This is a genomic window from Flavobacterium sp. TR2, from assembly GCF_025252405.1.
Classification (GTDB): Bacteria; Bacteroidota; Bacteroidia; order Flavobacteriales; family Flavobacteriaceae; genus Flavobacterium.
Genome location: NZ_CP104307.1, coordinates 1,617,109 through 1,630,473 on the forward strand (window position 1 = coordinate 1,617,109; position 13,365 = coordinate 1,630,473).

A 13,365-nucleotide genomic window follows, 5' to 3' on the forward strand; every position below is an offset into this window, starting at 1 on the left:
AGAAAAAAAACAGCCAGATATTTTGCGTTCCGTAGGAACGTTTGATATGCAGAATCGAAAAAAAATCTCAAAACCAGACATTCCTACGGAACGTAAAAATCCATGATAATATAATTTTCCGCCAACGAAATGTTCCTACGGAACAAAGTAGAGTAAAATAAAAATGGCTGTTTCTATTTTTGAAACAGCCATTTTTATTTCGTTGAATTTCGAATTTAAGACTTAAAATTCGAAACTTTATATGTTTTTCCGTCTCCAGTTTCTTGAACCACTTTTGTTAAAGATTCTGAGTTTTGGATTGTTTTGTCAAAACTTACAGTTGCAGTTTTTTTATCAAAATCGACAGTTGCTTTTTCAACTCCGTCAAGGTTTGCCAATTCTTCTTCGATTGTTTTAGCGCATCCAACAGCGCAAGTCATTCCGTCAATTGTAAAACTCGCTGTTTGTAAATTTTCAGCAGCGATCGGTTTGTGTTCTTTTGGAGCGCTTTTTTCTGCGTTTACCACTTCAAGACTTTTGTCTTCTGCTTTTTTGCAGCCAACAAACACTAAACCGGCGATTGCTGCAGCGAATAAGATTTTTGAAATTTTCATTATATATAAATTTAAAATTGCGAATTATATTGTTGCAAAATTAATAAAAAGAGAGAGGTCAGTTTGTAAAATAATTACAAATTTGCAGTAAAATGCGATTTATGGAAACAAAACAGTTAAAGTGGATTTACTTAACGATTCTTTCTCTTATTTGGGGAAGCTCTTTTATTTTGATAAAAAAAGGATTGGTTGGTTTAACCGCTGTTCAAGTAGGATCGTTTCGAATTATTTTTGCTGCTTTGTTTTTGCTGATTGTAGGTTTTAATAGTTTGAAAAAGATTTCGCGACGCCAATGGAAATTTGTTGCCATAACCTCTCTTTTTGGAACTTTCATGCCCGCGTATCTTTTTGCCATTGCAGAAACTCAGGTAAATAGCTCGATTGTAGCGATTTTAAATTCGCTAACGCCTTTAAATACATTGGTTTTAGGAATTATAGCATTTGGGATTCAGTTTCAAAAACGACAAGTTTTAGGTGTTTTTGTTGGACTCGTAGGCTGTTTGCTTTTGGTTTTAAGCGGAGATTCTTCGAGTGGAACTCAAAATTATTTATATGTGCTGCTGGTTGTAATCGCAACCCTTAGTTATGCTATAAACGTTAATCTGATTAAGAAATATTTGCACGATTTAAATTCAGTTAGCATTACAACAGGAAATTTTGCGGTTTTGCTTTTGCCTGCATTAATCATTTTAAGCACAACCGATATTAGCCAGAAAATACATTTTGCAGAGACGCAGCATTCTATATTTTTTGTTGCTATTTTAGGTATTCTGGGAACTGGAATCGCCAACATTCTTTTTTTTAAACTGATTCAGATGTCATCGCCCGTTTTTGCAACATCTGTGACATATTTAATTCCGATTGTAGCATTCTTCTGGGGATTGCTAGACAATGAATTCCTCACGCCAATTCAGTCTGTTGGCGCTTTTATTATTTTGATTGGAGTTTATTTATCGGCTAAGAAGTAGATTTCAATGTGAAATGCTGCTTGTAAAAGGTAAAATGTAATTTGAAGCGTATGCCTTTTTGAATGATCCCGAAACTTCGGGAGAAGGGCTTGCTAATTGGAATGGACTTCTCCCGAAGTTTCGGGACCGCTCAGCCTGACAAAATAGAGTATAAAAAAAGCTTTGTCAAAGTTTGAAACTTTGACAAAGCTTTATAGAGTCTCATTTTTTAAGACTGAGAGAGAACCTTTGTCTCTTTGAGCCTTTGCAACTTTGAACCTTTTATAAAAAATCTTTCTCAGAAACTCCCTCGTTAATCTTGATATCAGACATTTTAATATCCAATTCAAAACCAACATTCTGAACTAAGTTAAAAGGAACTTTAACGCCTTTTACTTCTTTGTAATCATTGAAATTAGTGATTTGTTCAACTGATTTTCCTCCTTGTTCGCGAACTTTAGATTCGGCAGTTTTTAAACCTGATTTAACGTCATAATAATACTTTGTTTTGCCGTCTTTAATCACGTAAGCATCATTTCCATTAATCGGTTCGATTCCTTCCACTTTTAGGTCAGTTCTTTTTACAAGCTGCAGTTCTTCAAAAGGAGCGGCATTGGCTTTCATTTCGGCTAAATCTTCTCCTTCAAGGTTTTTTCTTTGGCCTTGCTGTTCTACGTATGCGCCTTTTTCGTTAACCACCTGTTTCATTAAATTCATAGTTCCCATAGAGAGCGAAACCATCATTTTTCCTTTTGAATCTAATTTAGATGTAAAAGTTAATGGAGTAGGAGCTTGCGGAATTGTTGTAGAACCATTCATGAATAATGTTTTTACGGCCGTAACTGCTTTTTCTCCGCCAATTGCATTAATGTAGTTTTCAAAAACTGTTTTTGCGCTAATATCTTTTGGTGCTTCTTTTTTTGCGGACGGTTTTTCAACAGGATTTCCGTATTTGTCGAAATAGGAAATCGGAATCTGCAGTTTTTCTAAACCGGGAATAACATCAGCTCCTTTTCCAACAATAACAATTCGCATATTGTCCAATAAAAAGTATTTGTTGGCAACGCGATAAATATCGTCGGCAGTAACATTGTTGATGGTCTGAATGTATTTTTCGTAGAAATCGGCAGGAAGTTTTTCAGTTTCGATGTTTAAAGCGTAACGTGCAACAGCTTGAGGTTTTTCTACCTGCATTACAAATCTTCCGATATATCCTGCTTTTACGTTTCTTAAAACTTCTGGATCAACTCTCTCTGTTCTGATTCTTTTGATTTCTTTTACAAATTGAACAACAGCACTATCTGTCACTGTATTTCTAACGGCAGATGAAGCTTTAAATTTTGTAACATATTTTCCGCTTCCAATGCTAGAATTTGCTCCATACGTCCAAGCGTGCTGCTCACGTAAATTCATGTTTAAATAGCTGTTGAAATCGCCTCCTAAGATTTGATTGGCAATAACAGCTGGGAAAAAATCTGGATCGCTCATTCTTAAATTGACCGTATTTACCAATGAAATTTCAGATTGAACGGCGTTTGGAACGTCAACAAAATCTATTTCTAAATTCGAAACATTCGTCGGATTTGGATAAGTATTTTTTGGTGCCGCTTGTTTTTTCCATCCACTGAATAATTTTTCAACGGCAGTTTTTACTTCTTTAAATTTAACATCGCCAATAACTACTAAATAGGCATTTTCTGGAACGAAATAAGTATTGTAGTTGCTTTGAACATCTGCAAGCGTGACATTTTTTACAGTCTCTTCAGAAAGATATTCGCCTGTTGGATGATTTTTTCCGAAAGCTAAAACATCAACCACTCTATTTGAAATGGCTGGAACACTTTTTTCATCTGCTTTTAAGCCTTCTAAAAGCTTTGCTTTTTCCTTGTCAAATTCTGCCTGAGTAAAATTAGGCTGTAAGGCACCTTCTGCCAAAAGCTCTAAAACACGTCCAGAATATTTTGATAATGTACTTGCATAAGCACCTTGTGAAGTGAAATTGATATTGGCTCCATAAAAATCAATTTCTTCGTTAAAAGCCTCTTTAGCTGTTTTTTTAGTTCCGTTTCCTATTAGGCTGCTGGTCAATTCGTCTACGCCTTTTTTATTGCCTTCAGTAAAAGGAGCATTGTCTAAAGTAAGCGTGTAGCTAACTCTAGGCAATTTGTGGTTTTCAACAACCAAAACCTTCATTCCGTTTGATAAAACGAAGCTCTGCGGTTTTTTGATGTTGACTACTGGGGCATTTCCTGGTTTGGGTTGTGGACGATCTTGTGCTTGCATAATTCCAGTTAGGAAAATAAGGATTAAAAAAGGATATATTTTTTTCATGATTCGATATGCTTAGTTTTGAGATTTGGCTGTCGGAATATAATCTAAAATCAAACGTTGATTAGGGTTTAAATACTTTTTGGCAACTTCTCTGATCTCCTCTCTTGTGATAGAATGATAGATGTCAATTTCGGTATTGATTAAATTAACGTCGCCGTAAAGTAAATAGTACGAAGCAAGATTCTCTGCAATTCCTTCTACGCTGGCATTTGCATTTACATAGTTATTATCGAATTTGTTTTGTAGTTTCTCATAATCTTTCTCAGAAATAAGGTCTGTTTGAATTTTTACAATTTCCTCATCCATTTCTTTTAAGATATCTGCGGTTGTGTTAGGAGCCATTGGCAATCCATATAAAATGTAAACTCCGTAATCTTCCTGACTGAATCCGACAGCGCCAATTTGCAGCGCCATTTTTTTGTCGTCAACTATTTTTTTGTAAAGCTTAGAGCTTTTTCCATCGCTTAAATAAGAAGAAATCAAGTCTAAAACTCTAGCATCTCTAGTTTTCATTGATGGCGTTCTGTATGAGGCTACAATCATTGGAATTTGGATGTTTGGATCCTCGTAAGTAGCTGTAATTGGCTGCGTGATTGGATCTTCAACATACGTTTGTTTTTTAACTTCTTCGCCTCTCGGAATTGGTCCAAAATATTTCTGGATCCATTCTTTTGTTTTTGTTTTTTCAAAATCGCCAGCTACGACCAAAACAGCATTGTTAGGCGTATAGAATTTTTTATTGAATGCCTGAAACTCTTCAAGAGTTGCGGCATCCAGATCCTTCATAGAACCAATGGTTGTCCATCTGTAAGGATGCTTTTTAAACATATTCTTTTTAACCTCAGGAAGAATATTCCCGTAGGGCTGATTGTCGTAGCGCATTCTTTTTTCTTCTTTTACGACTTCATTTTGGGTGTCAACACCAATTTTATTGATAATAGGATGCATCAATCTTTCAGATTCCATCCATAAACCAAGTTCTAGGCTGTTAGAAGGGAACACTTCATAATAATACGTTCTGTCATCTGAGGTATTGGCATTATTTACCCCGCCATTTGCGGTAACTATTTTCATCCATTCCCCACGTTTTATATTTTGGGTTCCTTCAAATAATAAATGCTCAAAGAAGTGTGCAAATCCTGTTCGGTCAGGGCGCTCGTCTTTTGACCCCACATGATACATTACGGAAGTGATGACAACAGGTGCTGACGGGTCATTGTGTAAAATGACGTGCAATCCGTTGTCTAAATCGTATTCTTCAAAAGCTACTTTTTGGGCATGAGCCACTCCACCAAGCATTAATGCAGCACTTAACATCACTATTGATTTTTTCATAAAGATTAATAATTTTAAAATATCAACAAGAGTAGGTAGACAAAAGTTGATTTTGGTTACATCAAAAATAGTTTTTTTTAGTTATGAATTGCAGATTTGTTTTTAAATAAATGCTATTTTAACAATCTTTTACTTTAAATTATTTCGGTTTTCTTTGTGAAACTGCTTGAAAAACAAGGTTTTTTCAGTTGAAAATATTTTTGCTTTTATAGATTGCACAGTAAATTATTAGTTGTATATTTGCAACCTTAAAAATCAATAAATCAATTTGATATGTATGCAATCGTAGAGATAGCAGGGCAACAATTTAAAGTAAGCAAAGACTTAAAGGTTTATGTTCACCGTTTAGCCAATGAAGAAGGTTCAAAAGTTTCTTTTGACAAAGTTCTTTTATTAGATGACAATGGAAATGTAACTTTAGGCGCCCCAGCTATAGAAGGTGCTTCAGTAGAAGCTAAAGTGTTACAACACTTAAAAGGAGATAAAGTTATCGTTTTCAAAAAGAAAAGAAGAAAAGGATACAAAAAAAGAAATGGTCACAGACAATATCTTACTCAAATTGTAATTGAAGGTATTACTGCAGCAGGAGGAACAAAAAAAGCAGCAGCTAAAAAAGCAGTTGTAGCAGAAGAAGCAGCTACTGAAGAAGTAGAAGCTCCAAAAGCAAAAAAAGCAGCTCCAAAAGCAAAAAAAGAGACTACTAAAGAATAATAACAATATTTAAACTCATACGTCATGGCTCACAAGAAAGGTGTCGGTAGTTCGAAGAATGGTAGAGAATCAGAATCAAAACGTCTAGGCGTTAAGATTTATGGTGGTCAAGCTGCTATTGCTGGTAACATCATCGTTAGACAAAGAGGTTCAAAACATAATCCAGGTGAAAACGTTTACATCAGTAAAGATCACACTTTACACGCTAAAGTTGATGGAGTTGTTAAGTTCCAAAAGAAAAGAGATAACAAATCTTATGTATCTATTATCCCATTCGAGGCATAATAATCATAGATTGCTTTTTATAAAAGACCCGTTCTGAAAAGATCGGGTTTTTTATTTTTAATTCATAGGGTTGAGTAAAAACTGCATTTGCAAGAGTGGGGATAAATAGATATCTTCAAACTTTTAAATACTATAAGTTGAAAAAAATATTCTTATTTGCCCTTTTATTCTGCATAAACACTTACGGTAAAGTTGCATCAGATAGTATTGCTGTTCATTTGAATGTGTTAAACAATAAGCAGAAGAATGTTCTGTATGAATTTGAAGCCATTAAAAAAAATGGTTTCAATACAGACCGATTTTGGAACAAGCATAAAAAAGAGTTCTCTGGTTTAAGCGATAATCTACGCAATGAATTGGCTAAGGAGATTTTTCTAAATTCAGATATTGTTTATGTGCCGCAAAAAGATTCTGCGGTACAATTATGGATGCAAACCCAATTGCTTACCAACTGGATGTTTTATCTTTCTGCATTTATCGCTATTTGTGCTGTTGTTGCTTTATTTAAAAAGTATTGGAGTCTGCTTATTCGGTTTTTAATAGATCGTTTGGCTCCCTTAGTAAAGATTTTGTTTTCGCCTATCCTGCTGACTCTTGAATTGCTTTTAATTGGAGCAGTTTGTGTTATTTACGGCTCTATGGTTGAGGAATTTGTGCTGCGAACCGTAATTGTACATCTAGGATTGTTTTTATTATGGAGTCAGTCTACGGCTTTATTTACAAGAGAATACTGGATTAAGAAATATGTGTACGAAATAGAAAATAACTTTTGGGGCAATGATTCTTGGGAAACCATAAAAACAATCTGTTTGCCGGCTTTTATTGTTACACTCGCGCTTTTGTACGTATTGTATAAAGTTCCTGCCGATATTTTTTATAATTATGAAGTGGTTTTATCGGCAATTGCAACAGTTTATGCTTTGCCGTTTTGGCGTTCTTTAGAAAAATATATCTATCCTGTTTTATTTCCCTTTTATAAAGAAGATTACAGAGAAAGAAGTGTAAATTCTCTCGCTGCCTGTACGGTTGTTGCGGTTATTGCCACAATAGTGTTTGTGCTGCAAAGAAATGCTGTCTTTTATAATATTATTTCGGCTTTAATAAGTTTGTTGATTTTGTCATTTTTGATACTGTCATTAAAAATGAATCATAAGCACAGTTCTAGAAACTATTATTTTATACAATTTGTTACGTTTCTTTTTTTCGGTGCTGTTTTCGCATACGGCTTTTATTTTCGCTTAAACGAAGCGATCTGGTTTGTTATTATTGGAGCAACTTTGTTTATAATTATAAAGTATATGGAGGTTTTTTCTTTTTTCTCAGACTGGAAAAGAGGGCGAGGCTGGGCTTGGAAATTGCTAGGTTTAGCTTTGCTGTTATGGCTGTTAGGTAAAGGAATCTTGGTTTTTTCTGCCCAAATATTTGCAGTTTAAGTTATCTGTAAAAGAAAAAACCTTTGCCGAAGTTTTAAGCTTTGACAAAGGTTGCTGAGTATTTTTAAAAATTGTAATTTGAACTATTTATTCCTCCGTATCTTTGGTTTCTTCGAGATCTTCGGTTTTCTTGCCCACTTTTACTTTCGGATTGTCTTGAGTGCCAGTAACTGTTAACGGAATTCCGAAAATGCCAAAAGGAGGTAATCCTAAACGCATTTTTAAGTTTAATTTTCCATCCAGACTTGTTGTTCCTTCAATTCTTGGTCTAAAGCCTGCAAATTTAAATTTAAAACGTTCTACGGTTATAATATTGTTCTTTACAGTTGTCTTGATGTCAACTTTAGAAAGATCAGGATTTTTCATCGATTCAGAATTCGTTTGCTTGCTTACGGCATTAAACATTTTCAAGCCTCTCACTTTTACATCTTTTACAGAAAGTGTTCCGCCTCCAACAAGCGAAGGGTAAACAGGATCCATGTTTTTGTCTAAACGGCCTTTTAATTGATAATCTAAAGAAACAATTCCCTGAGCTTTTTCTGCCGCACTCGCCATTTTTCTAAAAACTTCGATTTCATTATAGGCTCTTTTAATATCAAAGTCAATAGCTTTTATAGCATAGTCAAAATTGGCTTTTTGAGGGGTTACGGCTTGGTAATTGGCATTCATAGAAACGTTGCATCCAATTAAGTTAAAACCAGTATTCTGCATGGTTAATTTGCCATTTTTCATGGATAAATTTCCAGTTGCATTTTGAAGATTCAATTTGTCAAAATATACTTTTTGAGCATTGGCAAATAATTGCAGATTTAAGTTGCTCGGAATAATAATAACGCCAGTCTGTGTGTTTTCAGATTGTTTTGTTTCTGTTTTTGGAGCAGAGCTCTGCGTTACTGCTGTATTAGAATCAACGCTAGACATGAATTCGTCTACATTGATGTATCGCGAAGTAACTTTAAAAGAACCTCTCAAAACGCCTGTATTGGTTGTTACGTAATTGAAAACGTTCTGTAGATATCCATTCATTTTAAAATCAGACTGTCCGTATGCCGCAAGGAAATTGTTGAACGACATTTTATCCTGATTGATTTTGAAGATTCCTTCTTTGATGATAAATTTCTTTGGGAGATATTCAGAAGCAATTCCGATATTTCTTAATTCAAGCGTTCCTTTATTGTTTAATTTGCTGTAATTTCCTTTTTCGGCATCGCTTTGTTTTCCTTTTAAAGACAGATCGGCTTTTACAAAACCGTCTAGATCAAGGCCTTTTTGAGAGAAAACTTTATAAATTCTGCTAATGTCCAGCTCGCCTTTTGCTTTGACATCATAACTCAAATCGTCAAAATTGCTTAAATCAGCCTGAACAAAAACAGGTTTTCCTTCAAAAGTAAATTGAGTTGGCTTTAAGCTTATCTTCAAATCTCCAAATGTTCCTTTTTGGTTTTCGATTTTCGATTTAATGGTAATGTCTGTAATTGGGTTCGGATAATAAGGTGTTTTTAAGTATCCGTTTTCCAAATTAATCGTTCCGTTTGTAACAGGGAAACGTTTATTCTTCTGGTCAAATACTCCATTTGCTTTTACGTCTCCTGCCAAAATTCCTTTCAATTCAATATCTGGAATTCCAAGGGCTTTCATTAGTTTTTCAAGATCTATTTTGGCTTTAAAATCAGCGTTAACATCTGGCGTGTTTACGCCTTTAACCAAAAACTTCGATTTTAAATAATCTTGATTAATGTTTAGCGATAAGTTTTTTGCGTCAACAATTACCAAATCTGGATTTAGAGAAGGTACAGTTGTTTTAACGTCTAAATTTAAGTTTGAAACGGGAAATGCGCTTTTGTTATAATTGACAAATCCGTCAGTTACTTTTATGTCTAAATCTAAATCGGGAGCAATATTTTCAGAAGTAATATATTTTCCTTTTAAAGTCAGCAGCAGATTTGTATTTCCCTTTAGTTCTGTTTTAGAAAGCCAAGTAATGTATTTTGGCGGTAAAGCCGTAAAAACGTCATAAAGTTTGCTATTATCCGATTTGATGACAAAATCCATATTGTAGCCATCCTTCAAAAAGTCAAATTTGCCTTTGAAATCGACCAAAAGCTGGTTAATTTTAAGGTTATTCTGCTGGAAAAAGAAAGAAAGCGAGTTGATATTTACTTTTGTAATCAAATCGGCATCGATTTTTTTGTTCATCAAATACGGTTCATCTTCATAAACTATATTTAGCTTTTCGATGTTTGCTTTAGAGTATAAATCGAAGACCGCTTTGTTTAAATCTCCTTTTCCTAAATAGTTAAATCCGTAGGCGTCAAAATGAACTTTAGTAGACTTGTCATCATAAACAATTTTACTGTTCAGAATCTCAATTCGCTCTAATTTCAGTGCAGTTTCAGAACTGTCTTTGGCTTTAGAAGCCTGTTCTTGCGATTTATAAATGTTGTAATTTGCTTCTCCGTTCGGATTCACTTTTACATTTATAAAAGAATCCGACAAATAAATCTGATCAATTTTTACCGATTTGCTAAAAATCAGACTTGCAACATTTATTCCAAAAGAAACCTCTTTTGCTGTGATGAATTTTTCGTTCGTATATGGAGCCGAGCCATTCAGGCTTAAGTTGTCTAAGGTTAAAGTAAGTGACGGGAAATGGTGGAAAAATGACACCGAAACATCAGAATAATTTAATTCTGCGCTTAATCTTTCGTTGGCTGTTTTCTTAATTTGTTCTTTAATCTGATCCTCAAAGACGATAGGCGTTAAAAATAATAATCCTATAATAACCGCGAAAGTTATTCCGAAATATTTCGCAATTTTAAAAACGATTGATCTGGATTTACTTTTCTCCATAAGGGATTGTGGTATTTAAGTATGAAAATAGAGTTGAAAAAAGAGCGTTATTTATCCGTGAACGGTTTCACTTTTACCATAATTGGTAATAATAGAACCTTCATATTCAATCCATTCCTTCCAGCGTTTATCAATATCAATATTGTCTTGATATTTTCTGGCAAATCCTAAAAAAGTAGTATAATGTCCTGCTTCAGAAATCATTAGGTCACGATAAAACTTAGCCAATTCTTCGTCTTTAATATTTTCTGAAAGCACCTTAAAACGTTCGCAGCTTCTAGCTTCGATCATTGCCGAAAACAGCAATCTATCGCAAAGAGCATCTCGTCGGCTTCCGTCTTTTTTCATGAATTTAAAAAGCTCATTTACATAATGGTCTTTTCGTTCACGTCCTAGTGTAAGTCCGCGTTGTTTTATAATGTTATGAACCATCTGAAAATGTTCCAGTTCTTCTCTTGCAATTTCAAGCATTTCGGTTACCAATTCTTCAATTTCAGAGTTGTAAGTAACGATGCTAATCGCGTTTGAAGCCGCTTTTTGTTCGCACCAGGCGTGATCCGTTAAAATTTCTTCGATATTAGACTCTACGATATTTACCCAGCGAGGGTCTGTAGCTAATTTTAGTCCCAACATAATTTCCCAGCATTTAGATTTTGCAAAATTAGTGATTTTTTACGACCGAATATCTGGAAATTGGGTGCAAATCCGCGGAAAAAAGCATTATTTTGTAATGTGAAACAAATATTATGGATCAGATTAAAAAACTTTTAATTATTGGATTTGTCTGGCCTGAGCCAAAGTCTTCTGCGGCAGGAGGGCGAATGATGCAATTGATCTCTATTTTTAAGGAAAATGGATTTGAAATTACATTTGCAAGCGCAGCTCAGGACAGCGATTTTATGGTTGATTTATCTGAATTTGGAGTAATAAAAAAAAGCATAGAACTCAATTCTTCTAGTTTTGATGATTTTGTAAGCGATTTAAATCCCGATGTTGTCCTATTTGACCGATTCATGATTGAAGAGCAATTTGGATGGAGAGTGATTGAAAATTGTCCAGAAGCGATTAGAGTTCTAGATACAGAAGATCTGCATTGTCTGCGAACAGCGAGACAAAAAGCTTTTAAGGAAAAGAGGGCTTTTGAGCTTCCTGATTTATTGTCTGAGGAAGTGGCAAAGCGTGAAATTGCCAGTGTTTTAAGATGCGATTTGTCTCTTATTATTTCTGAGTTTGAAATGAATGTTCTAAAAGATGTTTTTAGAATTAATGAAGATTTGCTTTTTTATCTTCCTTTTTTGGTTGATGAAATGAAAGAAGAAGAATTATTAAAATTGCCTTCTTTTGAAAACCGAAATGATTTTGTTTTCATCGGAAATTTTCTTCACGAGCCCAATTGGAATACTGTGCAATATTTAAAAGAAGCGATTTGGCCTTCCATAAAAAAAGATTTTCCAGAAGCTGTTTTAAGAGTTTACGGAGCGTATCCTTCGCAAAAAGTATTGCAATTGCATCAGCCTAAAAATGGTTTTTTTATTATGGGAAGGGCAGAAGATGCCAATGAAATTGTAAAAAATGCAAAAGTAGTTTTAGCGCCAATTCGTTTTGGAGCAGGATTGAAAGGAAAATTATTAGAAGCTATGCAATGCGGAACGCCAAGCATCACAACATCTGTTGGGTCTGAAGCTATGCACGGCGGTTTGCCTTGGAATGGTTTTATAGAAAATAATCCTGAAGAATTTGCTAAGAAAGCAATTGAGCTTTATAAAAATGAAAATCTTTGGAAAGAAGCTCAAAAAAGCGGAATTGAAATCATTAATAAATGTTATCAAAAAAATAATTATTTGTCTCAATTGATTTTATCTGTAAATTCACTTCTGATCGATTATAAAAGCCATCGCCTTCATAATTTTATGGGGAATCTGCTGCAGCACCACGCCTATAAAAGCACTATGTATATGTCAAAATGGATTGAAGCGAAGAACAAAAATTAAGCTTCCATTTTTCCGAATCCGACAGTTTCGCGATAAATTTGAGGCGAAACATCAGCATTGGTTTTAAAGAAACGGCTAAAATAATGTTCGTCCTCATAACCCAATTCGTAGGCTATTTCTTTTACGGTTTTGTTGGTCAGATAAAGCTCTCTCTTAGCTTCAATAATGATTCTTTCGGAAATTAAATCGGTTAAGGTTTTATTGAAATAATTCTTAGGCAATTTAGCCAGCGCTTTTGGAGAAATATTCAGCAATTCGGCATAATTTCCAGCTGAATGTTTGGTTTTAAAATTCAGTTCGATCGCATCTTTCAAATTTTGAAGAATAAAAGGTTCTTTAGAATCTGGAACCGATTTCATTTCTTCCAATTGTTCTGTTTTTAATCTTGAAGCCGTAATTAGAAAAATCTTCAAATACGAGATCAGCAATTCGTATTGCGCCAATTCAGCATTTTGAATTTCGGCTTTCATTTGGCTAATCACCATATTGAAAGTCTGCGATGCTTGCTCTGTCACCTGAACATAAGGAGGCTGATAGATATTGTTGAATAAAACGCCATTGCACGAAACTTCTTTTTGATGCATATGAATGCAATAGAAGTCAGGATGAAAATGAATGGCAATTCCTTCAATGGGTTCGTTTACGCAAAGCATAAAAGGCTGATACGGAGAAAAAGCCAGAAGCGAGTTTTCTTCAAATTGATGTTCTGCAAAATCGGCTTTTACTTTGCCTTTTCCTTTTGTAACCCAAATGAGAGAGTAATAATTGTTTCGCTGTAAATGATCAAAATGGCTGTTATCATCAAAAGGAAGAATTTTGAAAGCCAAATTGCCGTTTTGCGGATTGATTAAAGTAAAAACATTTTGAGAACTCATGACCTGTTTTGTTT

11 protein-coding genes are annotated in these 13,365 nt (G+C 34.5%); 5 read left to right on the forward strand and 6 right to left on the reverse strand.

All coding sequences use genetic code 11. The features are described 5' to 3' along the window. Positions 1 to 215 precede the first annotated feature (215 nt). Entirely contained in the window at positions 216 to 593 is a 378-nt protein-coding gene (locus N4T20_RS07375) for a heavy-metal-associated domain-containing protein (protein WP_260672416.1), read from the reverse strand. 101 nt (positions 594 to 694) lie between these two features. On the opposite strand from N4T20_RS07375, the gene N4T20_RS07380 reads away from it, so the two are divergent. Continuing rightward, positions 695 to 1,561 (forward strand): DMT family transporter, encoded by an 867-nt coding sequence (locus tag N4T20_RS07380; RefSeq protein WP_260672417.1) that lies wholly within the window; start codon positions 695 to 697, stop codon positions 1,559 to 1,561. Between the two features lie 261 nt (positions 1,562 to 1,822). On the opposite strand, the gene N4T20_RS07385 is transcribed toward N4T20_RS07380, so the two are convergent. Beyond that, a complete protein-coding gene (locus N4T20_RS07385) occupies positions 1,823 to 3,871 on the reverse strand; it encodes a pitrilysin family protein (protein ID WP_260672418.1) in 2,049 nt (682 codons plus the stop codon). A 12-nt stretch (positions 3,872 to 3,883) separates the two neighbouring features. Next, positions 3,884 to 5,206 carry a M16 family metallopeptidase gene (locus N4T20_RS07390; protein WP_260672419.1) on the reverse strand — a complete coding sequence of 441 codons (1,323 nt, stop codon included), beginning with the start codon at positions 5,204 to 5,206 and terminating at the stop codon, positions 3,884 to 3,886. Positions 5,207 to 5,479: 273 nt separating this feature from the next. Between N4T20_RS07390 and rplU the strand changes: the two genes are divergently transcribed. The 3 genes from rplU to N4T20_RS07405 all read left to right on the forward strand — a co-directional run bounded on the left by rplU (position 5,480) and on the right by N4T20_RS07405 (position 7,635). After that, the gene (gene rplU / locus N4T20_RS07395) at positions 5,480 to 5,917 is read left to right on the forward strand and encodes a 50S ribosomal protein L21 (RefSeq protein ID WP_026728576.1); all 438 of its coding nucleotides are present in this window, start codon (positions 5,480 to 5,482) and stop codon (positions 5,915 to 5,917) included. Positions 5,918 to 5,941: 24 nt separating this feature from the next. After that, positions 5,942 to 6,202, forward strand: coding sequence for a 50S ribosomal protein L27 (gene rpmA / locus N4T20_RS07400; protein ID WP_008466657.1), 261 nt, complete (start codon positions 5,942 to 5,944; stop codon positions 6,200 to 6,202). Between the two features lie 137 nt (positions 6,203 to 6,339). Further along, a complete protein-coding gene (locus tag N4T20_RS07405) occupies positions 6,340 to 7,635 on the forward strand; it encodes a hypothetical protein (RefSeq protein WP_260672420.1) in 1,296 nt (431 codons plus the stop codon). A gap of 87 nt (positions 7,636 to 7,722) precedes the next feature. Here the strand turns inward: N4T20_RS07405 and N4T20_RS07410 are convergent, their stop codons facing one another. Both N4T20_RS07410 and N4T20_RS07415 read right to left on the reverse strand, forming a co-directional pair. Beyond that, positions 7,723 to 10,485, reverse strand: coding sequence for an AsmA-like C-terminal region-containing protein (locus N4T20_RS07410; protein WP_260672421.1), 2,763 nt, complete (start codon positions 10,483 to 10,485; stop codon positions 7,723 to 7,725). 51 nt (positions 10,486 to 10,536) lie between these two features. Continuing rightward, a complete protein-coding gene (locus tag N4T20_RS07415; RefSeq protein WP_066032854.1) occupies positions 10,537 to 11,118 on the reverse strand; it encodes a tRNA-(ms[2]io[6]A)-hydroxylase in 582 nt (193 codons plus the stop codon). Positions 11,119 to 11,231: 113 nt separating this feature from the next. Here N4T20_RS07415 and N4T20_RS07420 point away from each other — a divergent pair, with 113 nt between their 5' ends. Continuing rightward, a complete protein-coding gene (locus N4T20_RS07420) occupies positions 11,232 to 12,476 on the forward strand; it encodes a glycosyltransferase family 4 protein (RefSeq protein ID WP_260672422.1) in 1,245 nt (414 codons plus the stop codon). On the opposite strand, the gene N4T20_RS07425 is transcribed toward N4T20_RS07420, so the two are convergent. Then, positions 12,473 to 13,351 carry a helix-turn-helix domain-containing protein gene (locus N4T20_RS07425; RefSeq protein WP_260672423.1) on the reverse strand — a complete coding sequence of 293 codons (879 nt, stop codon included), beginning with the start codon at positions 13,349 to 13,351 and terminating at the stop codon, positions 12,473 to 12,475. The two genes, N4T20_RS07420 and N4T20_RS07425, sit on opposite strands and share 4 nt — an antisense overlap. Between the last annotated feature and the right edge of the window lie 14 nt (positions 13,352 to 13,365).

Bases quoted from the DNA above. Each gene is read 5' to 3' on its own strand.
- rpmA (WP_008466657.1), top strand. From the start codon at position 5,942: ATGGCTCACAAGAAAGGTGTCGGTAGTTCGAAGAATGGTAGAGAATCA.
- N4T20_RS07425 (WP_260672423.1), bottom strand. From the start codon at position 13,351: ATGAGTTCTCAAAATGTTTTTACTTTAATCAATCCGCAAAACGGCAAT.
- rplU (WP_026728576.1), top strand. From the start codon at position 5,480: ATGTATGCAATCGTAGAGATAGCAGGGCAACAATTTAAAGTAAGCAAA.
- N4T20_RS07415 (WP_066032854.1), bottom strand. From the start codon at position 11,118: ATGTTGGGACTAAAATTAGCTACAGACCCTCGCTGGGTAAATATCGTA.
- N4T20_RS07375 (WP_260672416.1), bottom strand. From the start codon at position 593: ATGAAAATTTCAAAAATCTTATTCGCTGCAGCAATCGCCGGTTTAGTG.
- N4T20_RS07390 (WP_260672419.1), bottom strand. From the start codon at position 5,206: ATGAAAAAATCAATAGTGATGTTAAGTGCTGCATTAATGCTTGGTGGA.
- N4T20_RS07410 (WP_260672421.1), bottom strand. From the start codon at position 10,485: ATGGAGAAAAGTAAATCCAGATCAATCGTTTTTAAAATTGCGAAATAT.
- N4T20_RS07385 (WP_260672418.1), bottom strand. From the start codon at position 3,871: ATGAAAAAAATATATCCTTTTTTAATCCTTATTTTCCTAACTGGAATT.
- N4T20_RS07380 (WP_260672417.1), top strand. From the start codon at position 695: ATGGAAACAAAACAGTTAAAGTGGATTTACTTAACGATTCTTTCTCTT.
- N4T20_RS07420 (WP_260672422.1), top strand. From the start codon at position 11,232: ATGGATCAGATTAAAAAACTTTTAATTATTGGATTTGTCTGGCCTGAG.